Here is a 25,896-nt window from a genome sequence, read left to right as displayed (position 1 = left end):
CTACTCCTCGATGTAGGAAACGGCGACCTCGCCGCCGTAGCAGTGCTCCCGAGAAGTGCTGTCCGGCAGGTACTTGGGGGAGTCGATGTCCGCAACGTCGAGCACCAGGACGCCGTCCACGTCGGTGCCGGGCAGCTCCTCAAGGAGCACGGCGCGGACCTCGTAGGCGAGGCCGGCGGCCTTCTCGCGGTCGGGGTGGAAGACGGAGTACTCGACATCGGCACGGTCCGCTCGACGGCGGACGATGCGGAACCCGCCGGAGTGCTCCAGGTACACGGTCACGTCACCGGGGTTGCGGCCGACCAGGTCGCCGGTCACGGCGCCGGGCGGGAGCTTCAACCGGCCGCGGAGGTAGCTGACCAGGACGGCGATCGGGTCACGTCTCATTCGACCCTCGCCTTCAGCAGAGCCGCCTTCAGGAAGCGGCGGCCCGGATGACGGCGGCCCCTACGGTCCGTCCAGCCGCGCTCCTGGAGCATCGCGTGCCGGACCTTCGGGTTGTCCTCGATGGTGACGTTGCCGCGCCAGCCCCAGGCATCGGCCTCGACGTGGGCCTCGATGTGCTTCTTGATCTGGTTCCAGTTGCCCTTGGTGGCGCTCGCCCGCGGGGCCTCCTTGATGGCGTCCGCGGCGATCTTCGCCGAGTGCGTGGCCACCAGGTCCCGCGTGCCGGTCGAGTGGAACACGGTGTACTCCCAGTTCCGGTGCATCACGAGCTTGAACTCAGACATCAGTTGGTCACCCTCCAAGCTCGAATGCGGACATGACGGAGGGAGCCGTAGTTCCAGCGCATCGGCTCGCCGTCGACCTCGAACCAGAGGCCGTCGATCAGGAGCCGGTCCGGAGCATCCACGGGGGTGCCCCACGGCAGGTAGACCAGAAGCCGTTCCTGCGCGGTCTCGCGCTCGGGGCTGCGGGTCTCGAAGGACCGCTCGGGCTGGACGTTGGCGAGGCCGGCCCACACCTTCGTGGCGTTGTCCCAGTCCCGGTGACGGGTGTAGGCGCCCTCGACTATCGGGGCGCTGTGGATCTCGACAGGATCATTGAAGAACTTCATCCGGCCCCCTGGTCAGGGAGATGGATGCGAGCTTCCGCCGGTAGCGCTTCAGCGAAGCGCGGGCCGCGGGGGAGAGCTGCTGGATGGACGAGGTGGAGCCGAACTGCACCTCGATGTCGCCGACTCGCTCGGAGACGATGCCGGGCTGTACCGCCAGCCAGCGGATCACCTCGGAGCACAGCACGGCGCGGATGCCGGGTGCGCCCTCGCGGTAGCCGCTGCCGCAGTAGTCCGCGATGAGGGCGGAGGCGTCCTGGATGAACGCCTCCACCCTCGGCTTCTCTGCGTCCTCGAATGTCCTGCCGATCCTGACTTCGATGTCAGTCACGGTCACGGTCATGGGATCAGGCCGCGGCCTTCGGCTTGGCGGAGAACACGACGAGCTGTTCGGGACGGATGACCTTGGCGTCGTAGAAGACGCGGGACTTCACGGCCTGCGTGAACTTGGCCTCCGGCTCGTACTGCTTCATCTCGGCGTGCGGGATGAGCAGGGACACCGCGTTGGTCGAGCCGAGGATCATGTCGATGCCCGAGGCGTCGGTGTGCGCGTTCTTCGTGAACTTCGCGGTGCTGCGGTTGTGGTTGCCGAGCGTGGTCGTGGTGAAGACCGGGATGCCGAGGATCTGACCGATCTGGCCGGACGGCATGACCGCGCCAGCGCCCCAGTGGGACTGGTCCTTGAACTCCGGGTTGCGGAGCAGGTTGGCGCGGACCTTCGGCGAGATCATGAGGTAGCGCGACTCCGGAGCCTGGTTGATGTCCAGCTCCTGGATCATGTCGACGAGGATGTCGTACACGTCGTCGGTGAGACGGTCGTCGGCGCCGTTCTCGGTGGTGCCTTCGAACTTCTTGATCTTGCCGTGCAGCGTGTTCGTGCCGGGCGTCTTGCCGGCCTCAACGCCGTTGTAGTCCTTGCCGTCGATGCCGAAGGCGATCGTCTTGGCAATCAGGGAGTCGATGGCGATGGCGGTCTTGCGAGCGCGCTGGGAGACCAGGTTCTCGAAGAGGTTCACGCCGTCCTTGGTCTGCCACTGGTGGACGTTGTCGATCTCGATGTGGAACGAGGAGCCCTTCCGGACTCGCACGTCCATGTACTCAAGGGACGCGTGGTCGGCCTGGCCGGCGATCTCGCCGTACGCGGGCACGGCGCCCTTGTCGGTCACGGTGTCGACGAAGTGGGGCACGTGCAGCACGTCACCCTCGCGTCGGAACTCGCCCTCGAAGTTGCGGTTGCAGATCAGCGAGGAGCCGAGAACAAGGTTCTCCTCCAGGTCCGTGAGGAGCTGGGCGGTGTACAGCTCGGGGACGAAGACGTTCCCGCTGTTGGCCTGGTAGCCGTCACCGGCAGTGGTGTTGAAGCCGTTGGAAAATACGGGCGCAGCAGTCATAGGCGGTGCTCCAAGGTGCAAGCATCGCGGTACTCAAATCAACTTTTTAGGCAAAAAAAGAGACCAGGTGTTACCGCAATCAGCTATCGAGAAAGGGGAATTGGGAGGTCAGACCTCGCCGCGCTGGAGGGCATCGAACTTGCCCTCCTTCTTCGCGGCAACGATCTGAGCGGGCGTCATCCGGGCCATGTCCTCGCGCGTGAGCTGCGGGACACCGGTGCCGCCCTGACGGCCGAGACCAAGGCCCTGAGCGAACTCGGGCTTCTCAACCGGCTTCGGAAGCGACGAGACGAACTGGCCGATGGCGTCGCCGTTGACGGCGCCGTCCTCGGTCACGAACGAGCCGACGTTCAGGTACTCCAGGCCGGGCAGCTCGACGCCGGCCTTTGCGGCGTGGGCGCGAAGCTCTGCCTCGGCGAGGCGGGTACCGAACTCGCCGACCACTGCCTTGCGGGCCTCCGCGCGAGCGGCCTCAAGAGCCTTCTCGTGGTCACTGAGCGATGCCTGCCGGAAGCCGTCCAGCTCGGTGCTGGCCTGCTTGAACCTGTCCTCGTTCTTGCGGGACAGGGCCTTCCACTTCTCGACCTCCGCCTGAAGGGCGGCAACGTCGGGGGTGGGCTCGGCGGGCGTCTCGTTCGGGGTCTCAGTCATGTGCAACATCCATTTCGGATAGGGGAAACAAAAAAGGCCCCCGTTTCGGGGACCGTCAGGTGAAGCGTGCGGAACTACTTGCCGGCCTTCTCACGGGCGGCGTTCCCGCTGTTGCCCTGCGGCGGCTTGCTGGCCGCCTTCTGGGCGTTCTTGTCGCCCCCACCAGGCTTGGCTTCCTGGCCGGGCTGAGTCAACGCAGCCTTGTCGGCCTGCGTCATGTACTTGTCGGCCATCTCCATTTCGGTCTTGGCCTCTTCCTCCAACAGGCCCTGGAATCGCTCGATCTGCTGCGGGGTGTAACCCGCGTCGAGCCAGAGCTGCTGCTTCGGAACGTTGAGCATCTGGAGCTTGAGGAGCGCATCCATGTGCTGCGCCTCGGTGCGGTTCTCGGGGTCCTTCCACATGACCTCGGCCTCGAAGGCGTCCGCACGTTCCTTGTCCTTCTTGACGAGGAACGCCAGCCTCATGACCGTCTCCCACGCCTCACCGAAGTGCAGCATGCGTTCTCGGGTCTTGGCGATCAGGCCGGCCTCCGCGGAAGTGATCGAGTCTCCGGACGGCACCTGGCCGCCCTTGAGCAGGTAGAAGAAGGGGATGCGGGAGATCGACGCGAGGTGCTGAACGAGCATGTCGACGAGGTCGACGTAGTTGCTCAAGTCCGCGGCGTCGAACTGGCCGAACGTGGCCGCGGGGTCTTCGGCCTGGAGGAGCTTGTCCACGGCGACCCGGAACGGCTCGATGGGCCGCCCCTGCTCGTCCTCCTGGATCTCCAGGCCGGTCACGTACCGCTGCGGCCAGGCCGCGTACTCCGACGCCACGAGGGCATCGGCGGTGACCTTGTTGATCGCATCCTGGATCGGGATGATCGGCGCCAGGTCGGAGACGGGGTCGCCGACGAGCCGGGCCCGGTTCTGGAGCGGGACGACCGGAACCACGCCGAGCGGGTTCTTCTCCGTCGAGCTGACCGTGTACCCGAAGAGCGACGGGCCTCCGGTGCAGACAACGTCCTCAAGCCACAGCGTGCAGTGCTCGCGGCCCCAGTCGTCCACGAAGAACTTGGCCGCGGCCTCAACTTCCCTGCGGCTGCCGGGCTTGAGCTGCACGACGGTGGTCTCCGCGGACTCGACGTTGATCGTCGGCTCGCCGTCCTTGTCGGCCCAGACGATCACGTATGCCTGACCGTTCGTCATGGCGTCGAGGTGGCCGGCGGTGCTCTCCGCGTCGAGGTGGTTCCGCTGCCAGATGGCGCGGGCCTCCTTGTCGGCCTGCGGCTCGTCCGTCATGCGGAAGCCCTCGACGGCCAGGCGCTCGTTGACGCTGTCGATGATCAGGCCGCAGAAGTTGTCGTTCCAGCGGGCGAACACGTCCGCGAAGGCGCTCTCGTACTTGGCCTGCGCGAAGAGCATCCGTTGGTGCCGGCCGTCGTAGTACTCGCCGTAGGGGCGGATCTTGCCCCTCTGTGCGGCGAGCTTCCCCTTGAGGTAGTCCATCCACTCGGCGGGGGTGGAGGGCGGCGAACCTATGTTGTCGCCGGGAGTCTTCTGCAAGGTGGCAGCGGTCATCGAGGCCCCTTTCTGTGCGGGGCCTTACTCAGAACCCAACTACACGCCTTCGCTTGATCTGCATTCGTCCATCAGCAATCGCATCGGCGCGGGCCTCGAAGGCGAGGATCGCGCACACGGCCAGGTCGATCTTTCGCTTCGACCTGGGGGAGTCCTTGCAAATGAGGAGGCCCTGCGGGACTTCCCTCGTCACTGCGTTCAGGCAGTGACGGGTCAGGTCCGGGTCTCCGTCGTGCTTCACGTCGCCGACCGCGACGGCGGAGTGCAGGCGCTCGGTGGCCTCGCACATCCGCATGGGCTTGTTGGTCCAGTACTCGAAGACGTAGTCGTCGCCGTACGTGATGGCCCAACGGCCTATGGCTTCTTGCCAGTACGGCGGATCGCCGTAGAACCATTCGACCTTGTACGTCTCGAAGGCCCGCTTCACGGCGGCCTCGACAGCGAGAACGTCAACTTCCCAGTCGGGCTGCTTCGGATCGCGCGGGTTCTCCCACAGGCCCAGGACGAACAGCTTGCCGTCCCGCAGGCGGGCGCCGACCAATCCTGTGGCGTCTCCGCGGAGGCTCCCGTCGAACCCGATGGCGATTTGGTCGCCGGGCCGGATCGGGTCGTCCTCGTCGAGGCATGCATCCCACTCGGCCTTGATCAGCCAACCGTCCGCGTTCTCCTGGATGTTGTTCAGGTAGAAGCGGTAGGCGACCGCTGGTGCGGTACGCGGGTCCATGATCGCGGCAACGATGCCGTCCACGTCGACCCAGTGGGAGTCGCCGTAGGCGTCGATCACACCGGCTCGGACCGCGTCCTCGTCCTTGAGGTCGATGTCCCGCTCTGCCTCGCGGCAGTCGTAGAGGATGCCCTTCGCCCCGTACTCCATCGCGGCCTCGAAGGTCCGCTGAGCGATCGAGTTCTCGTTGGGGTTGAAGGCGTTGGTGGTCTCGATCAGCCGGGAACCGGCGCCGGCCGTCTTCTGGACGTTGCGGTCGAGCGTTTCCCAGACGTAGACACCCTGGTTCGACTCGATCCAGTGGTGGACCTCGTCACAAACAACAAACGGGCATGGCCCGGCCCCGGCAGGAGTGATCCCACCGGGGCCGGACAAAGGTTGGCCTCGCCCCCTCAAGTCCTCGGGACGAGGACGTGACGGGCTCGATCCGGCCGGGCCGGCCATCCTTGAACTGGATGATGCCCTTGCCGATGTCGAGGTTGAACTCCTTCTCGGCCGGCGACTCGGCCAGCATGCCGCGGATCATGTCGCGGGTGTTGGCGGTCTGGTCGAGTGAGGTGGCAGCGATCTGGACGAGCGGGAGCGGAACACGCTTCCCGACCGGCATCCCGTTCTCGTCGAAATGCGAGAAGCGGCAGGGCCCGATGAACTCCACGATGGCCAAGGCCGCCAGGAGCGGCGTCTTGCCCCAGCCCTTAGCGCGGCGGAGAGCCGCGGAGCGGTAGAGCCACTTTCCCTTGTCGTCGATGGCATACATCCACAGGACGAAGCGCAACTGCTCCGGCGTGAATTTCCACGGCTGTCCGGCGTTCTCGCCGTCCGGCTGGACGATGTACTTCTGCGCCCAGCGGATAATTCCGTACCCGAGACTTCGAGTGGGGTGGGGGACGCCCGATGGCGCATTTCCCGTAATCGGCATCCCTCACCACCTTTCTAGGACTCGGAAAGCATCTTGAACAGCTCCTCGTCCATACTCGAAGTGCTGGCCTCCTGAGCGGCCTTTTGGGCCTCTTCCTCGGCCTGCTGGTCAAAGTTCATTCGGAGGCGTGCGCGGTCCTCCGTGGTTGCGCCCCATTTACCGACCCGCTGCCGGATTTCTCCGGCCAGCTTCACGTCACCCTGGTAAAAGGCATCGACGAGCTTTGTAGTGAGTTCCAGCTCGGCCCAGTCGGTCTCTAGCCAGTGCTCGGTCTGAGGAGCAGAGGCCCAGGTCTTCCAGAAGCGCTTGGCGCCCCCAGTGGAAATGGCCAGGGCCTTCGGCAGGGCACGGCTCTCACCGGACGTGAGGCTCAGCGAGTGCTCACCGAGCGCGTGGTCGGTGTTGCGGCGTCGCGAATTCGGGCTCGGTGCCGGCCCGCGTCGAGCTGGCATCGTCACCACCTCGTCAGAAGGCTGGCCTGTACCCCGTACAGCTCCCCGAGTTCCTGCACCTCGACCAGCGCGTCTTGACGCCACGAGCGCTTCTCCGCGGCCTTGCTCGGCCGGGAAGCGGCCTTGGCCGGGGGAAGGGCACACGCGCAGTCGTCGCACAGGCCGTCGCAGTCGGACACGGGAAACCTCCGCGGGGATGAGTGAATGAATGATTGGAAGACCGGCCCTTCGGGGGCCGGGTAGGGTCGCCACCAGCCCGAACCGATATGGCGTGTGACGGCGAGGCCCCGGTGCCCCCTTCGGGGATGGAGTACCGCCGGGGCCGCTATCGGTCCTCGTAGTAGGTCTTCCGTCGGTGGCATTCACGACAGAGGACCCACAGGTTCGACAGCGCCCAGGTGCCACCCTTGGCAACCGGGACCAGGTGATCGACCTCCAGCTCGGTCTTCGAGCCGCAGCGCTGGCAGGTGAAGCGGTCGCGGGCGAGCACTGCGGCCCGGCGCTTGTGGAAGTCGCCGGGCCGGTTCTTGTTCCTGGCGGAGGTCTTCCAGCCCCTCTTGGGAGGGGCGTGTTCCTCGCAGCGACCTGAGCGAACGGTCACGGAGGTGCAGCCCACTGACATGCAGATCGACTTGGCTCGGGGCATCGTGGCCTCCCTCCGTGACGTGGTGAGTCGGCGGGATTCGAACCCGCTCTGCCCCCTGACCGGGGGCGTGCACGCCGTACACCGCGACTCCAGCGGGTAGTGACCCCGCCTTCACCCGCACCGGGGATCAACCGGAGCGGACTGAATGGGAGAGGCCCCGGCCGGTTACTTGTCTGGCGGCCGGGGCCTCGTCCTCCCTGGGCCTCGACAAGGGAGAGCACTCGACCTTGGAGATCAACAGAGAGGAAACTGAAAGATCCTTCAAAGGATCTTCTTAGAACTGAGTGACTAATACTTAAGTTTCTAGTTGGAAGACTTTCGTTCGACCTCGCTTCGCTCGGTCTCACTAAGTATGTAGGTGTTACCGGTCGGCCAAATAACGGCCGACCAAGAAACTGAGACGTGGATCACAGGTTGAGTGGAGTACCGGGCCCTCATGTACGACCATGGGGGTAGGTTGTGCGACTCAGAGTTGATCTGAGTCCTACTCAGGTAGTATGATCACGAACCAACAACAAGTTGCATTGATCACAGGGAGGGAAGGCAACCATGGCGAAGCTTCCTACAGACGGTGTTCTGAGAAAGCTGTTCCAGCTCGGGCAGACGGACGCTGAGATCGCCGATGAGTATGGCGTGACCGTCGCCGCGGTGAACAAGCGCATGGTCCTGATGGGCCTGCGCAGGAAGCCGATCGCCACCCGCGTGACCGAGGAGATCAACCGCGCCTGGGATGTGAAGTCGGAGGCCGGCGCCGCCAGCCACCACAACAAGCGGCCCATCCAGGGCCTGAAGTACTACCTGCGTCAGCAGCTCGGCGACAAGCTCAGCCCCACGCAGGAGAAGCACATGAACCAGCTCCTCAAGCGACTTGAGCGCGAGAACGCCATCCTCGACTACGACCGTGACAGCGTGGACGGCTACGTCTTCCGTGAGCGCCGGCCGGAGGACGGGCGCCGCGTCATGCGCTGGCCTGACGGTGTCGAGCTGCCGGATGAAGAGTTCCGTGCGGCCCTGGAGCTGCCGCAGCCTGAGCAGGCCGAGGACGAGGGGGGCTCCGAGAGCTGATCAGTGAATGATTTGTTCGCGGTAGGACCAAGGTCCCTGTGACCCCAGGACTAACGTCCCACCAGGAGCCCCCCGGCTGGTCGCCGGGGGGTTTGCTTTTGCCCTGAAGCTCCTGTACTACTGAGAAGCGTCCGGTTGATTTGAGTACCGATCGGCCGGGCGGCGCGTTGCAAGGCGAACTTCGCGAGAAATGGAATCAAGCAAGAATGGCAATAACGCTCCTGCCTTCGGTCATTCCCGCCCGCCGGACTGAAAAGCTCCGGAAGCTGGCCAAGGTAGTTGAAGCCTGCACCTTTGCGTCCCCTCCGCAAGACCTTCTAATGACCGTCGGAGCCAGCCTTTCGCTAATCCTCACTCAGGATGCTGGCTTCTACTTCGACGTTGTATTCACCGACCTCACGACCGAGGAGTGCCTGTATGAGATCGACCAAGCCTTCGAGGCTCGCGGCCTGGCCCGCTGGCGGGAAGCCGTAGTCGAACTGGTGTCCGCATCCCGGCCGCACCCGAACTTCCCCGGCAGCAGCCGCATCACTTACCTGATCGTCCACCCGGAGGCCCTTGCATGAGCATCGAGACCCAGCCCCGCAGCGTCAGCCAGACCGAGCAGTACGAGAAGTGCGCCTGGCGCTTCTACCTCCAGCGCGTAGAGCGCGTGACCCCGAGGCCGGCGGCCTGGAGCCACCACGGCACGGCCTTCCATGCCGTCGCCGAAGCCTTCGAACTGTCCAACCGGACCATGGGGGAGGACGAGGCCGTACAGCTCTTCTCCGACCGCTACAGCGCCCTCATCAACAAGGCCCTGGAGAAGGAGTCCGACACGGACAAGTGGCTCGCCGCGGGCTACACGGGCGGCGAGGACATCGAGCGCCGCTACGTCCTCGGACAGAACCAGGTGAGGCACTACGTCACGTCCTGGGCCGAGCAGCACCCCACGACGACATGGGAGACCCCGGACGGCACCCCCGGCCTGGAGCTGTACTTCATGGTCGAGCTGGGCGGCGTGAAGGTCCGCGGCTACATCGACCAGCTCGTTGACGACGGCGACGGCGCGGTGCGCCCGCGGGACTGGAAGACCGGGAGCACCAAGTCCAAGTTCCAGCTCCAGACCTACGGCGTGGCCGTGCGCAAGCTGTACGGCGTCGAGGTCAACCGGGCTGACTGGTACCTGGCCAAGGAAGGCCGGCTGTCACGGCCCGTGAAGCTCGACGAGGTCCGCGAAGAGGACGTGGCTGAGCGGTTCGCGGCCATGGATGAAGGTGTGAAGCGCGGGGACTTCCCGGCGAACCCTGGCTACGACTGCCGGTTCTGTGATGTGAGTCATGCCTGTTCATTTAGGCGATAAGTTGATTTGAGTACCGCGAGGCGGTAGAGTCGACAATGTAAGCAGGGGCCCGCCGGAGCGGGCTTGTTCTTAGACCTGAAAGTTGATTTGAGTACATGTACTCCCTGAGTCAGAGCGTGAGGATGAAGGGCGCGGCCGGCGAGCCGCTGCCCTCTCCCTTCAAGGGGCTGACCAAGCTCGAAGCCGAGTTCCGCCGCGGCGAGCTGTCCGTGGTCGCCGCGGCCGGCGGCACCGGCAAGTCCGTCCTCGCGATCAACCTGGCCATCCAGTCCAACGTCCCCACGCTGTACTTCAGCGCGGACTCGACGGCCGCCACGCAGCTCAGCAGGGCCACCGCGATCATCACCGGCCACGACGCCAAGCGCATCAAGTCCCAGCTCCATGCCGACCAGTTCGACGAGTACGAGGAAGTCCTCGCCAAGCGCTGGTGGCAGCGGTTCAACTACAGCGCCCGGCCCACCCCGGCCGAGCTGGAGCTGCACCTCAACGCCTACGAGGCGGTGTTCGGGATCTATCCGCACCTCGTGGTCATCGACAACATCACCAACGTGGACGCCGGGGGTAACGGCACCGCCGAGGAGTTCACCTTCGGCCTCGAAGGACTCTGCGACTACCTCAACGAAATGGCGCGCGAAACTCACGCACACGTCATGGCGATGCACCACGTAATCGGCGACTACTCGGACGGGCTCAAGCCCATTCCGCAGTCCGGCCTCAAGGGCAAGATCTCCCGCGTCCCGTCCCTCATCCTCACCATCCACAAGGAGATTGACGGCATGGACAGCCGCACGCTCAACGTGTCCCCGGTGAAGAACCGCGAAGGGTTCGAGGACAGTAGTGGCGAGACCTTCACGAGCCTCGACTTCAACACCTCCAATATCCGCCTGGAGGACGTTGAGGAAGAAGTCGTGTTCTAAGTCACGCACCAAAAGTTGATTTGAGTACCGTACTCACGTAAACTAGAACTAGAAGGGCAAGAGGAAATGACCTCCACCACCATCAACCGACCCGGCTACAACTACTCCATCGAGATCACCGACCTTCTTGCCGAGCAGTTCCCCGAGTTGAACGCCAAGACCCTCAAGAAGCTCGACCAGGCCGCCACCCCCATCATCGAGTTCGCACCCGGCCGGACCATCTCCTTCCGCCGCCTCACCCGAGACCTCCGCGGCCACAAGGGCAAGGCCATCACCGTCTACCCCCGCAAGAACGGCAAGCGGTGGGTCGAGCTGGTCGACGCAGCCGACATCGCCGCCCTCGCCCGAACCCTGGACGACGTGGTCGAGGACGCCCGCGTACGCAAGGCGGTGAAGGCCAAGGGATGACCCAGCCCAGGAAGGGATTCCGCACCTGCGCAAAGTGCGAGCGCAACCGCGCGGAGAAGTTCTTCACCTCCTCCCGCGGCCGGGTCTGCGCCTCCTGCCGGAAGAAGACCCGCAGCAAGGCCAGCCACTCGGCGAGGGTCCAGGCCACCTACGGCCTCGGCCCCGGCGAGTACGACGAACTGTTCCGCCTCCAAGGCGGCAAGTGCGCCATCTGCGGCGGCACCCGCAAGCAACGACTCTCCGTCGACCACTGCCACAAGACCAACCTCGTACGCGGCCTGCTCTGCCGGATGTGCAACGGCCGGCTCCTCACAGCAGCCAGAGACCGCCCCGAAGTCCTTCGGGCCGCGGCCGACTACCTCGAAAACCCCCCAGCGCAGCACCACTTGGGCCTGCGCTACTACCAAGGCAAGGACTCATGAGCGAAGAGCGGAACACCCAGGCCCTGTCGAGCTACCGCGAGTGGCTGGGCAACCGGCGCTACATGGAGAGCGTCTACCGCCGCTACGACTTCCCTGTTCATGTCCGAAAGGTTGATTCGAGTACCGCCAACTCGAAGTGAGGTCTCCCGTGGGCGACCCGGCCACCAAGCCGTCCATCGTCTCCGTCCTGACCCACTACTTCCCCGAGTGGACCGCGCCCGCCAAGCGGGCCGGGTGGGTCAAGTGCCTGTGCCCCTTCCACGTGGAGGACAGGCCATCGGCATCCATCAACTTCGAGAGGGACCGGGTGAACTGCTTTGCCTGTGACCTGTCCCTCGACTCCATCGACGTCATCCAGCGCGAGGAAGGACTCGGGTTTGTCGAAGCTCAGCGCTTCGCAGAAGGCCGGTTTGATAGCGGCAGCCAAGCAGTACAGCACGCAGTACGAAGCAAGCCCCGCCGAGGAGCTGATCGTCTCCCGCGGTTTGGGAGCGCTGGCGGGGAAGTTCGGACTCGGCTTCGTTTCGGAACCGGTGGTCGGACATGAGCGGTACCGCGACCACATCGCGATCCCGTACCTCCGGCCGGCGGGCGGACAGCACGCGGTGGCCACGCTCCGCTTCCGTCGGATCGACAGCCTCGTCACCGCGGGAGCTGCGGACCTCGATGAGTTCGACGACTCGCTTGCGGGAGCCAAGTACCTGAGCCTTCCGGGGCACAGCCCACAGCTCTTCAACACGCAAGCACTCCTGACGCACCTGCCCTATGTCGCCCTATGTGAAGGGGAGTTCGACGCCATGGCCGCCGAAGCGGCAGGTGTACCGGCGGTGGGCCTGCCCGGAGTCTCCTCCTGGCGCGACCACTTCGACCCGGCCTTCGCCGGATTCGAGACCGTCTTCGTCCTCGGCGACGGCGACGAAGCGGGCCGCAAGTTCACGCACAAGATGTGCGAGCGGCTGCCGAACGCCAAGGCCATCGACCTGGGCGACGGCTACGACACCAATCAATTCATTCAGCAGTACGGCTATGAAGCGTTTCGCGGGAAGTTGGGTCTCAATGGCTGAGTACAAGATCGGCGACAAGGTCCAGGTGCGGACCGTCAGCGGCCAGATGGCCACCTGGCTCTACGGCGAGCGCATCGGCACCGTCGTGAACGTCTACGAAGGGGCCATCTACCCCTACGAGGTCCAGTTCGCCAACGTCGGCGAACTCTGCTTCGCAGGCGACGAGCTTCGCCTCCTCGCCCCGGAGGCCCCCGAACAGAACCCCGGCCGCCGACTCCTCGCCGAGACCGCCGGCCTGGCCCACGGCATCGACACCCAGGAGGCGCAGCAGGTCATGAAGTCCGCCTTCAACTATGCCCAAAAGGTTGATTTGAGTACTCCGGATGTTGTGAAGCACCCCTCGCACTACACCAGCCACCCCAGCGGCATCGAGTGCATCGAGATCACCAAGCACATGAACTTCACCCTCGGCTCGGCCATGAAGTACCTCTGGCGCGCAGGACTCAAGGACGACGCGATCCAGGACCTCGAAAAGGCCCGCCAGTACATCGACATCGAGATCCAGCGCCTCAAGGAGTCGTCTAAGTGAAGACCTTCGTATTCGTCAGTGACCTCCAGATGCCGTATCACGACCGCAAGGCGTGGCGGGCGGTCCTCAACTTCATCGGCGACACCCAGCCCGACGAGGTCGTGAACATCGGCGACGTGACCGACTACCCCCAGCCGAGCCGCTGGACCAAGGGCACGAAGGCCGAGTTCGAAGGCGGAGCCCTCAAGGACGCCGCTTACACCCGCCGCTACTACTGCGAAGCCCTCCGAGCCGAATACGACGGCCCCTCCAGCCTCCTCGGCTCCAACCACGGCATCCGGCCCGGCCAGTACTTCGCCAAGAACAACCCGGCGCTCCTGGACGACGAGCACCCCAACCCGTTCACCGAGGACAAGCTCCTACGCCTGGACGAGTACGGCATCGACTTCCACGAGGACTTCTACGACTTCGCGCCCGGCTGGACAGCCACCCACGGCCACCTCGGCTTCAGCCTCAGCCGCTACGCCGGTGGCACCGCGATCGGCGCAGCCCGAAAGATCGGCAAGTCCGTCGTCTGCGGCCACACTCACCGGGCCGGCGTCATCTCCGAGTCCCGCGGCTACAAGGGCCGCGTCGAGACCCTGACCGGCCTCGAAATCGGAAACCTCATGGACATGAAGCAGGCCAACTACCTCAAGTACGGCGCAGGTAACTGGCAGCAGGCATTCGGAATCGTCCGCGTCAGCGGGACCAAGGTGTTCCCGGAACTCGTAATGATCAACAACGCCGCATTCGTCGTGAACGGGGAGAAGTACAGTGCCTAACTCCGAGACTGTCGAGCTGGATTGGGCATACCTCTCCGACCTCGCCGACAAGGTCGCGTACAACATCTCGCAGAAGTGGGCCATCGTCGAAAAGGACGATGTGAAGCAGGAAATCCTGATGCACGCCTACGAGCACCGACCTGCGATCGAGGCCAACTATGCCAACGAGGACTTCCTCTGGAAGATCTTCAACAAGGCCGGCACCCAGTACGCGTCCAAGGAACGCAACTACTACGACCTTCAGGACGACACGTACTACTACACCCCCGACGAGGCGAAGGCCGCCCTGCGCACCTTCCTCTACACCGATGAGGAACTGGGGCAGATGGTCGGCAAGAAGGACGACCTCCTGTCGTCCCGCGTCACCGACAACCTCGTCTCCGCGCGCATCGACGCGTCCGTCTCCCTGAAGAAGCTGCCCGAGCGGTATCAGCAGCTCCTCATGAAGCGGCACGTCTACGGCGTGCCCGTCTCCGAGCAGAGCGACCGCATGGCCCTCTCGCGGGCCGTCGTCGCCCTCGCTCAGCAGATGAACCGCACCATTCGCACCCGGAAGGCCGACGCGTGATCGAGACCGTCAAGACCTACCGCCGCCCCGCGGCCACCGTCGCAGGGCACCAGCCCGTTCAGATCAAGGTCGTCTACGACCACAAGCCCAACTCGTCGACCTACGTCGGCTACTGGGACGAGAACGGCGACCCCCACGAGATGAACCTCGCCCCGCGAGACCTCACCGCACTCATATCCATGCTGCACGCAGCCGACTTCGCCAAGGACACGGAGACCGAATGACCTTCCCCACCGACACCGCCAAGACCGTCTACGAGCGCACCTACTCCCGCATCAAGCCCAACGGCGAGCACGAGACCTGGCCCGAAACCGTCCGCCGCGTCGTGGACGGCAACCTGGCCCTCGTCGAGCCCCGCTACCACCGCGCCGATGAGCGCGAACGGCTCATCGAGCTGATGGAGACCTTCAAGCTCCTGCCCGCCGGCCGTCACCTCAAGTCGTCCGGAGTCTCCGACTACGCCCTCAACAACTGCTGGGCCGCAGGTTGGGACGCCACCCGCCCGGAGAAGCACTTCACCTTCGTCCTGCTCCGCCTCGCTGAAGGCGGCGGCGTCGGCTCGAACTACTCGGCCCGCTACCTCGCCGACTTCCCGGACGTGCGAGTCCCCGTCGAGGTGCACATCGTGTGCGACCCGAACCACCCCGACTTCGCGGCCCTCAAGGCGGCCGGGCTGATCTCGGACGCGTACGGCCACGACTGGGCCGGAGCCTACGCCGTGGAGGACTCGCGAGAGGGCTGGGCCGGTGCTCTGGGCGACCTGATCACCACGGCCCACGATCCGGCCACGAAGCACACGGCCCGCGTGTACGACGTGTCCCGCGTCCGCCACAAGGGCGCCGCGCTCAAGTCCTTCGGCGGCACCGCGAGCGGCCCGCAGCCGTTCGCCGAGCTTCTGGTGAACTCGGGCAAGGTACTGTCCGCTGCTGTGGGCCGGCCGCTGAACGGCCGGGACGCCATGTTCATCGACCACGAGATAGCCAAGTGCATCGTCTCGGGCGGTGTGCGCCGCTCGGCCCGCATGAGCATCATGCGCTGGGATGACCCGCTCATCGACTGGTTCCTCGGCTGCAAGGCCGACTCCGAGCAGTCCATGTGGACCACGAACATCTCGGTCGAGGTGGACTCCCACTTCTTCGAGGTGCTGAACAAGCTGGACAGCCCGAGCTACCCCATCCTCCGGAAGATCGCCGAGGGCGCCCGAACCACGGGCGAGCCCGGCTTCTGGAACTCGGCCAAGACCGCCGAAGGAGAGGTCGACGGCACGTTCACTGTCAATCCGTGCGGGGAGGCGACACTCACCCCGTGGGAGCCGTGCTGTCTCGGGAACGTCAACCTCGGTGCGTTCGTGGACGGTTCGGGGATCGTCGACTGGGACGGCGTCCACGAGGCCCACTACCTGATGACCCGGTACCTGATCCGCGCCACCATGGCGCCGGTCGCCGACAACCGCTCCAAGAAGGCGATCAACCGGTACCACCGCATCGGCGTCGGCCACCTCGGGTTCGCAGACTTCCTGGCCAAGCAGGGCGTCCTCTACACCGAGGCCCCCGAGGACCGGCTTGTCCGTGCCTCCCTGGAGAACCTGGCCGGTGTCGTCGACCAGGCGGCCGACGAGTACTCGAATGAGCTGCGCATCCCTCGGCCGATCAAGACTCGCGTCATCGCCCCGACCGGCACCACGAGCAAGCTGGCCGGCGCCTCCGGTGAGGGTATCCACGCTCCGTTCGCGACGTACTTCCTGCGCCGCATCCGGTTCTCGATGGTCGAGCCGTCCGAGGTGCGTCAGGTGGAGGAGTACCGGCTCAAGGGCTACAAGGTCGAGCCGTGCATCTACGCGGCGAACACCGCGGTTGTGGAGATCCCGACGAAGGACCCGCTCCTGGAGCAGGTGCTCGACCCGTCGTACGTGCAGCACGCGGGGCAGCTCTCGCTTCGCGACATGCTCGCGGTGCAGAAGCTCTACCAGGAGTGCTGGGCGGACCAGGCCGTGTCGTACACGGCATCCATCGACCCGGAGCGGTACTCGACCGAGGATGTCGAGCTGGTTCTTAGGGAGTTCATGCCGGACCTGAAGGGCTCCACCCTGTTCCCGGAGTTCAGCCGGTCCCAGGCGCCGTACGAGCGCCTGACGAAGGAGGAGTACGAGGCAGAGGTCACCCGGCTCGGCATCGAGACCGCCGACACCTCGTACGACGAGATCTGCGCCTCCGGCGCATGTCCCGTGTGACCTTCACCTCTTCCCCAAAAGTTGATTTGAGTACCGCGTGAGCGTACTCTGAAAGAGAAGGAGAAAGCGCATGAGCAACGACCCGTTCGCCGACGTGTCCCCGTGGGACGAGCCCACCGAAGCCCCCATCGCCGAGACCCCCGAGGAGTCGCCTGTGACTACTGCCCCCGCCACCGTTTCCGCCGCCCCCAACCCGTTCAAGATTGGCCTTACCTTCAAGGCCGCCTCCGGCTTCGATGCCGAATGGATCACCCCGACCGTCTACGGCGGCTCCGCCGACGAGGTCGCGCAGCGCACCGTCGACCTGATCGGCGCCCTCAAGGAGCACGGCGTCATCGAGCTGGCGAGCAAGGCCGCGGAGTACACGCGAGGGCAGTTCAAGGGCGGCTCCGGTGGCGCCGCGAAGGCGGCCCCGAAGCGCTTCGAGGGCGGCCGGGTCGTCGCGGCCGGCGGCGGTGACAGTGGCGGCGCCCCCGAGGGTGACACGACCTGCGTCCACGGCCAGCGCACGCACCGTACCGGCGCCAACTGGGAGGCGATGTTCTGCCCGGCCCGCGAGAAGTCCGAGCAGTGCCCGCCGGCCTGGAAGGACAAGAAGACCGGGCGGTTCGTCGCCAAGGGCTGAGGGACGTTCATTCATGCCCTAAAAGTTGATTTGAGTACCGGGGGCCGGTTCGGTCCGGCCCCCGCTCTCCTCCCGAAGGACTTCATGCACATCGAGTACCGCTCCGACATGACCGTCGAGCTGATCGACTCCATGGGAGACGACCACAGCATCGCCCGCGCGGCCCGCGTCTCCTCCGGCACCACCGGAACCCCCGACAAGGACCGCGGCCTGATCAACATGCTGATGCGCGACCGGCACGGCAGCCCCTTCGAGGCCGTCACCTTCCAACTCCGCATCGAGTGCCCGCTCTTCGTGGCCCGCGAGTTCTTCCGCCACCGCATCGCCTCGTACAACGAAGTCTCCGGCCGCTACCAGGAGATGCAGCCCGTCTTCTACGTCCCCGACGAGCACCGCCCGCTCAAGCAGGTCGGCAAGCCCGGCGCCTACAAGTTCAAGGCCGGCACCCCACAGCAGGCCATCGACGCCATGGTCATGCACCAGGACGCCGCCGCAGAGGCGTGGAGCCGCTACCGCTTCATGTTGGACCGCGGCATAGCCCGCGAAGTGGCCCGCAACATCCTCCCGCTGAGCCTGTACACGAGCTTCTACGTGACCTTGAACCTCCGGTCACTCCTCAACCTGCTCTCCCTGCGCTGGGCGCACCCGGACAGCACCGTGCCCACCTTCCCCCTCGCCGAGATCGAGGCCGTGGCCCAGCAGATCGACCAGTTCGCCCGCGCAGTCGTCCCCGACGCCATGGCCGCCTTCGACAAGAACGGACGTGTTGCCCCGTGACCGAGATCCACCAGCAGAACGGCGTGGTCAAGACCGAGGCATCGGCCCGACCCACGATCTCCCACACCGGGGAACGCACAGTCACCGTCGAGGCCACCTACCGGGCCGACGAGCACTTCGCCAGCTCAGAGGTTGTCCACCTCTCAAGGCCCGCTGCTCTCAAGGTCGTTCGCGACATCGCCAAAGCCCTGGACGCCCACCTGGCCGACGCCGTCACCCAGTACCTCGCAGAGGAATGAGATAGGAGGTCTCCTTGCGGCTCATCGAGTACCCGATCAAGGGTCAGACGGTTCGCATTCACGTCGTTGAGACCGAGGACGACCTTCCCGACTTTGAGTCCTTCATCCTGGCCAACCAGGATCTCCTGGCGCACGACTCCGAGACGACGGGCCTGGACTGGTGGAACGCCAGCGTCGGCACCTTCCGGGCCCGTCTCTGGCAGTTCGGCAACGCACACGAGTCCTTCGTGGTCCCCGTCGAGAAAGGCCAGCCGTTCCGCAACGCGGTCCGCTGGGCCCTCAAGACCGCGTACCGGCTCATCGCGCAGAACGGCACGTTCGACCTGCACGTTGCTGAAGGCTGCCTCGGCATCCCCATGGAAGAGCTTGCTCCCAAGAGCTGGGACACCAAGCTGTTCGCCCACCTCGTCGACCCTCGGGCCGTCAAGGAAGGCGGCCCCGGCCTCAAGCTCGAAGAGCTGACCAAGCACTACATCTGCCCTGTAGTGGCGGATGAGGTCAAGGGCTCCATGACGGCCATCGCCAAAGAACTCAAGGTCAAGAAGGACGACGTATGGCCCGTCATCCCGATCGACCACCGCGGCTACAACCTGTACGCCGGCATGGACCCCATCCTCGCCTTCCGGCTCTTCAAGATCCTCAAGCCGAAGGTTCCGGTCCGCAGCCGGAAGAAGGGGCTCATCTCCTGGGAGCACCGACTCGCCCACATCACGGCGAAGATCGAGCGCCGGGGCTACCTGCTCGACCGGGCCTACGCACAGGCCAAGTCGGCGGAGCTGTACGAGCAGCAACTCAAGTGGGAAGAGGTCGCACGCCAAGAAGGCGTCGACAACGTCAACTCCAACGCACAGATCATCACCGCCCTCCAAGAGCGCGGCATCAAGCTCACCAAGAAGACCAAGAAGGGCAACCTATCGGTCGATGACGAGGTGCTGTCCGCGGTCGGCATTCCGCTGACCGAGGCCATCATCCAGGCCAAGAAGGCGATGAAGTGGAAGGCCACCTGGTTCGACCGGGCCCTCCACGGCCAGGACGCCGAAGGCCGAGTGCACGCGAGCATCAACTCCTGCCAGGCCAGGACCGCCCGCATGACCATCTCGGGCGCCGTACCGGCGCAGACCCTTCCGGCCGGTGACTCGTACGTACGGCACTGCTTCCTCGCGGAACCGGGACACGTCACCGTCAGCAGCGACTACGGAAACATGGAGCTGCGCGTCCTCGCCGCCTTCAGCGGCGACCCGACAATGCTCGACGCGTTCCACCGCGGCCTGGACCTCCACCAGATCACCGCTGACGCCGCAGGCGTCGACCGCAAGGCCGGCAAGGGCACCAACTTCACCGTCTGCTTCGGAGGCGGCTGGAAGGCCATCGTCGAGCAGTACGGCGTGTCGGAAGTCGAAGCCAAGAAGGCCGTCAAGGCGTTCTGGGAGACCTACCCCGGCGTGAAGCGCCTGGCCGACCGCCTACAGCGCGAGGCCCGCCGCACCGGCTACATCTACACCGGCACCGGCCGGCGCATCCCCGTCGACCGCGACCGGATCTACGCCGCCCTCAACTACTTCATCCAGTCCACCAGCCGTGACATCACGGCCCGAGCCCTGATCGAACTCGACCGGCACGGATACACCGAGTTCGTTCGCCTCCCGATCCACGACGAGCTGGTCTTCAGCTTCCCCGAGGACCGCGCCGCCGAACTGGCCGAGAAGACCGCGCGAATCATGGAGATGACCGTCCGCGGCCTCCTGGTCCCCGTAGACGCCGAGATCGGAGCCCAGTCGTGGGGGAGCGTCCTCGACCTCGAAGCAAGCAAGCACTAGGAGCCGCACATGTATGCCGACTACCTCGGAGACGACCTCGTTCAGGTCACGTTCGAGTCCGACGACCTCGAAGCCGTCATCGACGCAGTGAAGACCGGCATGGACCGAGCCAAGGGCGGCCTCATCGACCCGGCCGCCGTCACCGAGTTCCTTCAGGAAGTCGAGTACGTCCGGGGCTGACAGCCCGCCTACCCATCCCCTAAAAGTTGAATTGAGTACCCATGGCTGATCAGAACCCCTTCGACGAGCTGGTGTCCAACATCGAGACCGAGTTCAACCAAGCCCTCATCGAGAAGCGCGGAACCGTCACGCTCATGCTCGCCCGCATCGCCGGAACGATCTACACCGAAGCCATCGCACACGGCGTACCCCACGCCCTGGCACAGGAGATGGCCCAGGACTACTGGATCAAGGAGATGCATCCCGGAGCAGTCATCGTCACCGAAGGCGAGGATGATGCCGACCACTGAGTACGACCTTGACTGCTACCTCCACAACCGGCTCTCCAACTTCAGCACCGAAGAGCTTGAGGCCCTGGCCTCGCTCATCCACGAGGCCCTGGAAGGCGCTGAAGAGGACTGGGCTCTGGCCTACGAGCTGGAGCAAGAGATCACCGAAGAACTCGACTCCCGAGAGGGGACAGCCATATGAACGCCCCAACTGGGACGACTACTTCCTCGGCATCGCACACGCCGTCGCAGCACGCGGCGACTGCTGCCGAAGCCGCGTCGGCGCAGTCCTCGTCGGCCCCGACCACCGCATACGAGCCACCGGCTACAACGGAACGCCTCCGGGAGGCCCGTCTTGCCTCCGTGGAGAGTGCGAACGGTGTGCGTCTGAAGTCCCGTCAGGAACGGGCTATGAGAACTGTCTTGAGACACACGCCGAGGCCAACGCTCTCCTACACGCGAGCTGGCAGGACTGCCAAGGCGCAACGCTCTACATAACCCGCGCCCCCTGCCGCGACTGCTCCAAGCTCATCCGCTCGACCGGCATCCACCGCGTGGTGTGGCCCGACCACACCGACAACTGACACAGCACAACGAAGAGGCCCCCTCGGGCGAGGGGGCCTCTTCCTGTTCCAGGAGCACCACATGAACCGGGACACCGAAGTCCGCACCTACGAAGACTGCATGAACGACTTCTGGCAGACCATCGCCGAGATGACAGTCAAGTACGCGGACCGGCTCAACAAGGACTAAGCCACCGTGTCCACATCCGACTGCGTCACCTCGGGCTTCGGCGGCGGCGCCACCCACATCGGGTACACCGTCGTCTTCGTCTCCGGATCACGACCACGGTGCACCCGTATCGTCCGGATCAGCTTCTTCAAGATCACCCGCTGGTCATCCGGCTCCGCCACATCGAACACGTCCAACGCAGACGCCACCGCATCAGGCGCCGGCCGCGGAATCACCACCGGCCGGTCAGAAATCCGCTTCCGGATCAGAGCGCTCTCCTCACGGAGGGCGCTCTTCTGCGTTTCGTACTCCGCCTTCCTCCGGCGAGCAGCCTCCGAGCTGATCAGCTCATCCAGCACCGCATCCGTCAGCTTGTCCTCCTTGCGGCGCAGCTCGGCAATCTCGTCATCGATCGCCTTGAGCCGGACCAGGTCCGCGTTCGCCTCGAACGACTTCGCCGCGTCAGCCTGAACCTGCTCGACCCGAGCAGCCACACTCAGCGCCCCGTCCGCGTCACCCTTGATCTGCTCCACGAGGTACTGCCGCGCCGCGGCCTGCGCGGTCTCCAGCGTCACGTACACGCCGTTGCCGGGGCAGTCCTTGAACTTCATGTGGCGCGTGCACCGGAACAGCACGTCACGAGGATCGGGCTTGCCGTCCACCCACGGCTTCTGAACCTTCTTGGCCCGCAGCATCGAGTGCATGGAGCCCCCACAGCCCGAGCACGTGAGCACGCCAGAGACCGAGTACTTCGCCGAGTGGTCGTGGTTCTTGTCGTCGTTGTCCCGGCCACTGAGGCGGCGAGCAACATACGCGTCCCACAGGCGCTCGCACTCCACCTCGTCGTCGAGCACGGCCTTGTGCTTGCCCTTGTAGTACAGGTACGACGTGATGTCCCGGTGAGCGCTCTTGCGCTTCCTCTTGGTTGTCCCGTCCTCGCGGGTGATCACCGTGTACAGCTCTTCGGGGAGCGTGTAGCGAACGAAGCCCAGGGCGAATCCGGTATCGAGGATCGCGTATAGATCGCCTGCGTCGATCTCCCGGCCGGTCCAATTGACGATCTTGTGCTTCCGGAGCCAGAGCACCATGCTCCGAACAGAGACGCCCTCGGCGTAGTCCGAATACAACTTGACGTAGATCGGGCCGTATTCGGGGATCAGGTTGAGAACGCCCTCCTTGCACTTCGGGCACTTCTCGATCGGCTTACCCTTCTCCGGGGGAGGGCAGGTGTCGCAGCGGTAGTACCCGAACTTTCCACGGGCGGCACTGCCGTGGGGGAGTCCCCGATTCTTGCGGCGCTCGATCGCCGCCTTCCACATGTCCGACTTCTGGTTCGACTCCAGCTCCGCGATGTTGAGCATCTGAGCGATAGCGAACCGGCCGATGGTGGTCTTGCCGTCGAAGTCTTCGTGCGCAGCTCGGACCTCAATGCCATAGGCAAGAAGATCATCGAGGTGCTGGAGGCTTTCCCGGAGGTTGCGGCCGAAGCGAGACCAGATCCAAAGGATCAGGACATCGAACTCCTTGTTCCGGGCCATCTCCTTGATCTCGTGGATCTTGCGATCTTCGAATTCACGGCCCGACTCACCGAGGTCCATGATCGGCTCGATGATGACATCAATGTCATTCGCGTCAGCGAGCTTCTGTGCGTGGCCGACCTGAAGCTCGGGGCTGATCATGTCCGCGCGGGCGATGGAGACGCGGACGTAGATCACGCCGCGCTTTCTGCGGCGGAAGGTAGCCGGGATGTTGTCTTCCGCTGCTGGGCGCAGACGTATAGGTGCAGGTGCGGGGGACATGATGCTCACGCCTTTCAACAATACGTGTCGTGAACATCCGTCGATAAAGGGGGATAGATCGGGCTCTCTGGAGCCAGGCAGCCCTAGTGATGCACTCCCGGAGCGACGAACGACGCCCCGAACATCGCGACCACGTGCTGCGCCCCGAGCCCGACCGTGCGCGGCCAGGAGAGGCGTTCGTCGGGGCGGACCACGGCGCCCGGTGCGGGGGTGCGGCCGTCGCCGTGGAGTGACCAGCGGACGCCGAGGTTCATGGCCGGGGTTCACTTTCTGTACATGGAATGAGCTCGGCCTATGGTAGGTGGCCGTTCCCGGTGCCCGCGCCCCGAGCCGGTGCCCCCGCCGACCGCCCTCCGGGCCCGTCCCCGAGCGCGGCGCGGCCCGAGACGCGCCCGCGCTCCCGCAGCACCCCGGCGAACACCACGAGCCCGAACGCCAACGCCGTCACCAGGCCGAACGACACCACGAGCGACGTCGCGTCCGCGATCGCGCCGATCGCCGAGGGAGCGATGAGTCCCGAGGTGTACGTGATGGTCGCGACGCCCGCGATCGCCAGGCTCGGGTTGTCCCCGCTGCGCCCGGCCGCCGCGAAGGCGAGCGGCACGACCGCGGCGATGCCGAGCCCGAGGCAGCCGAAACCGGCCATGGCCTGCGCCGGGTGCGCCGACGTCACCACCAGGGCGCCGCCGACGGTCGCGAGGACGCCGCCCGCCCGGACCGTGCGCACCGCCCCGAAGCGGTCGACGATCCGGTCGCCCGCGATCCGCGCCACCGCCATCGTCAGCGCGAACGCCGTCGTGCAGGCGGCCGCGAGCCCGGCCGACGTCTCCAGCTCGTCCCGCAGGTACACCGCCGACCAGTCCAGGCTCGCGCCCTCCGCGAACACCGCGCAGAAGCCGACGAGCCCGATGAGCACGGCCGACCGCGGCGGCAGCGCGAACCGCGGCGGCGCCTCCTCGTCCGGGGTGGGGCGCAGGTCGAGCACGCCCTGGCAGAAGCACAGGCCGAGCAGGGTGAGGACGGCCGCGGCGAGCGCGTGGTGCAGCCGGGCGTCCGCCCCGAGGTGCGCGGCGAGCGTGCCGGCCGCCGAGCCGAGGAGGGCGCCCGTGCTCCACATGCCGTGCAGGCCGGACATGATCGAGCGGCCGAGCCGGTTCTCCACCTCGACGCCCAGCGCGTTCATCGCGACGTCCGACATGCCGGAGGTCGCCCCGTACACGAACAGCGCCGCGCAGAGCGTGAGGAGGTTCGGGGCGAGGGACGGCAGGACGAGGGAGAGCGTCCACAGGGCGAGCAGCCCGCGCAGGGCGGTACGGGCGCCGAAGCGGTGGCTGACCGCGCCCGCGAGCGGCATCGCCACGGACGCGCCGATCGCCGGGAAGGCCAGGGCGAGGCCGAGCTGTCCTGCGCTCACCCCGGCGTGCTCCTGGATCCACGGGACGCGTGTGGCGAACGACCCGGTGACCGAGCCGTGCACGCAGAACACCCCGGCCACGGCGAGCCGCGCGATCCTCAACTCCCTCGACGGGCCCACCCGTTCACCCCTTCCGCAGGTCCTCCCGCCGAGGCTACGCCCGACTCGGGACGGGCCGAGCGGGCCGATCCAGCCACACCCACCCCACCAGCGCCGCCGGCAACAGCACCCCCACGCCGAGGCTGACCATCAGTCCGCCCGCGCTCGCCGCCGACAACGGCTCCAAGTGGCCCGCGTGGAAGGCGAGATGGGGCACCGAGAACGCCAGGTACGCCGCGAGCGCCACCAGCGTGAGCCGACGCTCCGCCCAGTACGCCGCCGCGCACAGCACCACCCCGAGCGACAGGTTCTGCGCCCCGTGGTCGAGCAGCAGATGCTCGTTGTACGGCGGCACCACCGACACCCACGGCACGTCCCAGAAGGACCGCGGCGCCAGCAGGATCCACCCGCCGACCAGGAGCTGCGCCACGGCCAGGAACGCCGTGCCCGCCCGCACGCCCCGCGCGACACGCGCCACCCGTACGCCGCTCACCGGGCCGTCCTCCCCGCGAACTCCTCGAACGTCCGCGTGCCCTCCGCGTGTCCGGGCGTCAGCAGGCCGCCCGCCCGCAGCGCGGCGAACAGCCGGCCCGGCACGTGCACCCGGACCACCCGGCGCCGCCTGCCGCTCACCCGCAGGTACGTGCGGACCAGCGACTCCAGGGACAGCGCCTCCGGACCGCCCAACTCCGGTGCGCGGCCCACCGGTTCGGCCAGCGCGAGGTCGACCAGGCGGGCCGCGACCTCGTCCACCTCGACCGGCTGCAGCCGTACGCCCTTCGGCACGAGCGCCACCGGGAGCTTCGACAGGCCGCGGGCGAACAGCAGCGCCAGGTCGTGGAACTGCGTCGTCCGCAGGATGGTGTGGCCGAGCCCGGACTGCTCGATCAGCCGCTCCACCGCCAGCTTCGTGCGGTAGTAGCCGAGCGGCACGTGGTCGATGCCGACGATCGAGATGTAGACCAGGTGCCGCACCCCGGCCGTGCGGGCCGCGTCGATCAGCAGGCGCGCGGCCTTCGCGTCCGCGCCGCCCCTCGGCGTCGTCGCGCAGTGCACGACCACCTCCGCCCCGGCCAGCGCCCGAGCCAGGCCCTCGCCGGTCAGGAGGTCCACCGGGTACTGCTCGGAGCGGCGGCTGAGCTCCCGCACCTCGTGCCCGCCGCCCGCGCGCAGGCGGCGGGTGACGCACCGGCCGAGGGTGCCGGTGGCTCCGGTCACCAGGATCGTGGTCATGGTC

36 protein-coding genes and 2 pseudogenes are annotated in these 25,896 nt (G+C 66.0%); 22 read left to right on the top strand and 16 right to left on the bottom strand.

Annotated elements, in window-relative coordinates; translation table 11 throughout:
* The 11 genes from ACIDOF_RS05560 to ACIDOF_RS05510 form a co-directional block, all read right to left on the bottom strand.
* Entirely contained in the window at window positions 1–387 is a 387-nt protein-coding gene (locus ACIDOF_RS05560) for a hypothetical protein (RefSeq protein ID WP_409004554.1), read from the bottom strand.
* Window positions 384–731 carry a hypothetical protein gene (locus ACIDOF_RS05555; RefSeq protein WP_409004553.1) on the bottom strand — a complete coding sequence of 116 codons (348 nt, stop codon included), beginning with the start codon at window positions 729–731 and terminating at the stop codon, window positions 384–386. The genes ACIDOF_RS05560 and ACIDOF_RS05555 overlap by 4 nt, the downstream gene beginning before the upstream one ends.
* Window positions 731–1,057, bottom strand: coding sequence for a hypothetical protein (locus tag ACIDOF_RS05550; RefSeq protein ID WP_409004552.1), 327 nt, complete (start codon window positions 1,055–1,057; stop codon window positions 731–733). The genes ACIDOF_RS05555 and ACIDOF_RS05550 overlap by 1 nt, the downstream gene beginning before the upstream one ends.
* The gene (locus ACIDOF_RS05545) at window positions 1,041–1,385 is read right to left on the bottom strand and encodes a hypothetical protein (protein WP_385933926.1); all 345 of its coding nucleotides are present in this window, start codon (window positions 1,383–1,385) and stop codon (window positions 1,041–1,043) included. Before ACIDOF_RS05545 ends, ACIDOF_RS05550 begins: the two co-directional genes overlap by 17 nt.
* A 16-nt stretch (window positions 1,386–1,401) precedes the next feature.
* A complete protein-coding gene (locus ACIDOF_RS05540) occupies window positions 1,402–2,445 on the bottom strand; it encodes a hypothetical protein (RefSeq protein ID WP_409004551.1) in 1,044 nt (347 codons plus the stop codon).
* Between the two features lie 108 nt (window positions 2,446–2,553).
* A complete protein-coding gene (locus tag ACIDOF_RS05535; protein ID WP_385933930.1) occupies window positions 2,554–3,096 on the bottom strand; it encodes a hypothetical protein in 543 nt (180 codons plus the stop codon).
* Window positions 3,097–3,170: 74 nt separating this feature from the next.
* Window positions 3,171–4,658, bottom strand: coding sequence for a phage portal protein (locus tag ACIDOF_RS05530; protein WP_409004550.1), 1,488 nt, complete (start codon window positions 4,656–4,658; stop codon window positions 3,171–3,173).
* 28 nt (window positions 4,659–4,686) lie between these two features.
* Window positions 4,687–5,757: a hypothetical protein gene (locus ACIDOF_RS05525; RefSeq protein ID WP_409004549.1), complete on the bottom strand. Its 1,071-nt coding sequence runs from the start codon at window positions 5,755–5,757 to the stop codon at window positions 4,687–4,689.
* The gene (locus ACIDOF_RS05520) at window positions 5,696–6,301 is read right to left on the bottom strand and encodes a hypothetical protein (protein ID WP_409004548.1); all 606 of its coding nucleotides are present in this window, start codon (window positions 6,299–6,301) and stop codon (window positions 5,696–5,698) included. The genes ACIDOF_RS05525 and ACIDOF_RS05520 overlap by 62 nt, the downstream gene beginning before the upstream one ends.
* Before the next feature lie 14 nt (window positions 6,302–6,315).
* The gene (locus ACIDOF_RS05515; protein WP_385933937.1) at window positions 6,316–6,753 is read right to left on the bottom strand and encodes a hypothetical protein; all 438 of its coding nucleotides are present in this window, start codon (window positions 6,751–6,753) and stop codon (window positions 6,316–6,318) included.
* A 325-nt stretch (window positions 6,754–7,078) separates the two neighbouring features.
* Complete coding sequence (locus ACIDOF_RS05510; RefSeq protein WP_409004547.1) at window positions 7,079–7,354, bottom strand: HNH endonuclease; 276 nt, start codon at window positions 7,352–7,354, stop codon at window positions 7,079–7,081.
* A 594-nt stretch (window positions 7,355–7,948) separates the two neighbouring features.
* Between ACIDOF_RS05510 and ACIDOF_RS05505 the strand changes: the two genes are divergently transcribed.
* The 22 genes and pseudogenes from ACIDOF_RS05505 to ACIDOF_RS05400 all read left to right on the top strand — a co-directional run bounded on the left by ACIDOF_RS05505 (window position 7,949) and on the right by ACIDOF_RS05400 (window position 21,199).
* The gene (locus tag ACIDOF_RS05505) at window positions 7,949–8,464 is read left to right on the top strand and encodes a hypothetical protein (RefSeq protein WP_409004546.1); all 516 of its coding nucleotides are present in this window, start codon (window positions 7,949–7,951) and stop codon (window positions 8,462–8,464) included.
* A 206-nt stretch (window positions 8,465–8,670) separates the two neighbouring features.
* On the top strand, window positions 8,671–9,030 hold the full coding sequence (locus tag ACIDOF_RS05500) for a hypothetical protein (protein WP_409004545.1): 360 nt from the start codon (window positions 8,671–8,673) through the stop codon (window positions 9,028–9,030).
* A complete protein-coding gene (locus ACIDOF_RS05495; RefSeq protein WP_409004544.1) occupies window positions 9,027–9,806 on the top strand; it encodes a RecB family exonuclease in 780 nt (259 codons plus the stop codon). The genes ACIDOF_RS05500 and ACIDOF_RS05495 overlap by 4 nt, the downstream gene beginning before the upstream one ends.
* Window positions 9,807–9,901: 95 nt before the next feature.
* Window positions 9,902–10,723, top strand: coding sequence for an AAA family ATPase (locus tag ACIDOF_RS05490; protein WP_409004543.1), 822 nt, complete (start codon window positions 9,902–9,904; stop codon window positions 10,721–10,723).
* A 66-nt stretch (window positions 10,724–10,789) separates the two neighbouring features.
* A complete protein-coding gene (locus ACIDOF_RS05485; protein ID WP_409004542.1) occupies window positions 10,790–11,131 on the top strand; it encodes a hypothetical protein in 342 nt (113 codons plus the stop codon).
* On the top strand, window positions 11,128–11,553 hold the full coding sequence (locus ACIDOF_RS05480; protein ID WP_385933950.1) for an endonuclease VII domain-containing protein: 426 nt from the start codon (window positions 11,128–11,130) through the stop codon (window positions 11,551–11,553). The genes ACIDOF_RS05485 and ACIDOF_RS05480 overlap by 4 nt, the downstream gene beginning before the upstream one ends.
* Window positions 11,550–11,693, top strand: a complete 144-nt coding sequence (locus ACIDOF_RS05475) for a hypothetical protein (protein ID WP_409004541.1) — start codon at window positions 11,550–11,552, stop codon at window positions 11,691–11,693. The genes ACIDOF_RS05480 and ACIDOF_RS05475 overlap by 4 nt, the downstream gene beginning before the upstream one ends.
* Window positions 11,690–11,887: pseudogene (locus ACIDOF_RS05470) on the top strand (CHC2 zinc finger domain-containing protein); the annotation flags it as partial. The gene ACIDOF_RS05475 and the pseudogene ACIDOF_RS05470, both read left to right, overlap by 4 nt.
* A 43-nt stretch (window positions 11,888–11,930) precedes the next feature.
* Window positions 11,931–12,617 (top strand): toprim domain-containing protein, encoded by a 687-nt coding sequence (locus tag ACIDOF_RS05465; protein WP_385933954.1) that lies wholly within the window; start codon window positions 11,931–11,933, stop codon window positions 12,615–12,617.
* The gene (locus ACIDOF_RS05460) at window positions 12,610–13,146 is read left to right on the top strand and encodes a DUF3310 domain-containing protein (RefSeq protein ID WP_409004540.1); all 537 of its coding nucleotides are present in this window, start codon (window positions 12,610–12,612) and stop codon (window positions 13,144–13,146) included. The genes ACIDOF_RS05465 and ACIDOF_RS05460 overlap by 8 nt, the downstream gene beginning before the upstream one ends.
* Window positions 13,143–13,910 carry a hypothetical protein gene (locus ACIDOF_RS05455; RefSeq protein ID WP_409004539.1) on the top strand — a complete coding sequence of 256 codons (768 nt, stop codon included), beginning with the start codon at window positions 13,143–13,145 and terminating at the stop codon, window positions 13,908–13,910. Before ACIDOF_RS05460 ends, ACIDOF_RS05455 begins: the two co-directional genes overlap by 4 nt.
* Window positions 13,903–14,478 carry a hypothetical protein gene (locus ACIDOF_RS05450; RefSeq protein WP_385933959.1) on the top strand — a complete coding sequence of 192 codons (576 nt, stop codon included), beginning with the start codon at window positions 13,903–13,905 and terminating at the stop codon, window positions 14,476–14,478. Before ACIDOF_RS05455 ends, ACIDOF_RS05450 begins: the two co-directional genes overlap by 8 nt.
* Entirely contained in the window at window positions 14,475–14,702 is a 228-nt protein-coding gene (locus tag ACIDOF_RS05445; RefSeq protein ID WP_385933961.1) for a hypothetical protein, read from the top strand. Before ACIDOF_RS05450 ends, ACIDOF_RS05445 begins: the two co-directional genes overlap by 4 nt.
* Window positions 14,699–16,708: a ribonucleoside-triphosphate reductase, adenosylcobalamin-dependent gene (gene nrdJ / locus ACIDOF_RS05440; RefSeq protein ID WP_409004538.1), complete on the top strand. Its 2,010-nt coding sequence runs from the start codon at window positions 14,699–14,701 to the stop codon at window positions 16,706–16,708. Before ACIDOF_RS05445 ends, nrdJ begins: the two co-directional genes overlap by 4 nt.
* A gap of 70 nt (window positions 16,709–16,778) precedes the next feature.
* Window positions 16,779–17,333 carry a hypothetical protein gene (locus tag ACIDOF_RS05435; RefSeq protein WP_409004536.1) on the top strand — a complete coding sequence of 185 codons (555 nt, stop codon included), beginning with the start codon at window positions 16,779–16,781 and terminating at the stop codon, window positions 17,331–17,333.
* Window positions 17,334–17,417: 84 nt separating this feature from the next.
* Window positions 17,418–18,110 (top strand): FAD-dependent thymidylate synthase, encoded by a 693-nt coding sequence (gene thyX, locus ACIDOF_RS05430; RefSeq protein WP_409004535.1) that lies wholly within the window; start codon window positions 17,418–17,420, stop codon window positions 18,108–18,110.
* Window positions 18,107–18,349, top strand: a complete 243-nt coding sequence (locus ACIDOF_RS05425) for a hypothetical protein (protein WP_385933969.1) — start codon at window positions 18,107–18,109, stop codon at window positions 18,347–18,349. Before thyX ends, ACIDOF_RS05425 begins: the two co-directional genes overlap by 4 nt.
* A 14-nt stretch (window positions 18,350–18,363) precedes the next feature.
* Window positions 18,364–20,166, top strand: coding sequence for a DNA polymerase (locus tag ACIDOF_RS05420; protein WP_409004534.1), 1,803 nt, complete (start codon window positions 18,364–18,366; stop codon window positions 20,164–20,166).
* A gap of 9 nt (window positions 20,167–20,175) precedes the next feature.
* Complete coding sequence (locus ACIDOF_RS05415) at window positions 20,176–20,346, top strand: hypothetical protein (RefSeq protein ID WP_385933973.1); 171 nt, start codon at window positions 20,176–20,178, stop codon at window positions 20,344–20,346.
* A gap of 41 nt (window positions 20,347–20,387) precedes the next feature.
* Complete coding sequence (locus ACIDOF_RS05410) at window positions 20,388–20,636, top strand: hypothetical protein (protein ID WP_409004533.1); 249 nt, start codon at window positions 20,388–20,390, stop codon at window positions 20,634–20,636.
* Window positions 20,623–20,817, top strand: a complete 195-nt coding sequence (locus ACIDOF_RS05405) for a hypothetical protein (RefSeq protein ID WP_385934025.1) — start codon at window positions 20,623–20,625, stop codon at window positions 20,815–20,817. Before ACIDOF_RS05410 ends, ACIDOF_RS05405 begins: the two co-directional genes overlap by 14 nt.
* Window positions 20,735–21,199 carry a deoxycytidylate deaminase gene (locus ACIDOF_RS05400; RefSeq protein WP_385934019.1) on the top strand — a complete coding sequence of 155 codons (465 nt, stop codon included), beginning with the start codon at window positions 20,735–20,737 and terminating at the stop codon, window positions 21,197–21,199. The genes ACIDOF_RS05405 and ACIDOF_RS05400 overlap by 83 nt, the downstream gene beginning before the upstream one ends.
* 165 nt (window positions 21,200–21,364) lie before the next feature.
* On the opposite strand, the gene ACIDOF_RS05395 is transcribed toward ACIDOF_RS05400, so the two are convergent.
* The 5 genes and pseudogenes from ACIDOF_RS05395 to ACIDOF_RS05375 form a co-directional block, all read right to left on the bottom strand.
* Window positions 21,365–23,146 carry a recombinase family protein gene (locus ACIDOF_RS05395; RefSeq protein ID WP_385934021.1) on the bottom strand — a complete coding sequence of 594 codons (1,782 nt, stop codon included), beginning with the start codon at window positions 23,144–23,146 and terminating at the stop codon, window positions 21,365–21,367.
* A 98-nt stretch (window positions 23,147–23,244) separates the two neighbouring features.
* Window positions 23,245–23,400: pseudogene (locus tag ACIDOF_RS05390) on the bottom strand (nitrate reductase); the annotation flags it as partial.
* A 38-nt stretch (window positions 23,401–23,438) separates the two neighbouring features.
* On the bottom strand, window positions 23,439–24,680 hold the full coding sequence (locus ACIDOF_RS05385; RefSeq protein WP_409004532.1) for an MFS transporter: 1,242 nt from the start codon (window positions 24,678–24,680) through the stop codon (window positions 23,439–23,441).
* 34 nt (window positions 24,681–24,714) lie between these two features.
* Window positions 24,715–25,152, bottom strand: coding sequence for a hypothetical protein (locus ACIDOF_RS05380; protein WP_409004531.1), 438 nt, complete (start codon window positions 25,150–25,152; stop codon window positions 24,715–24,717).
* Window positions 25,149–25,892 carry an SDR family oxidoreductase gene (locus ACIDOF_RS05375; RefSeq protein WP_409004530.1) on the bottom strand — a complete coding sequence of 248 codons (744 nt, stop codon included), beginning with the start codon at window positions 25,890–25,892 and terminating at the stop codon, window positions 25,149–25,151. The genes ACIDOF_RS05380 and ACIDOF_RS05375 overlap by 4 nt, the downstream gene beginning before the upstream one ends.
* Window positions 25,893–25,896 lie beyond the last annotated feature (4 nt).

The sequence above is a fragment of the Streptomyces sp. Da 82-17 genome (assembly GCF_046098215.1).
Classification (GTDB): domain Bacteria; phylum Actinomycetota; class Actinomycetes; order Streptomycetales; family Streptomycetaceae; genus Streptomyces.
The sequence above is the reverse complement of the archived record's forward strand: the minus strand, read 5'-3'. Positions and strand labels throughout refer to the sequence as shown.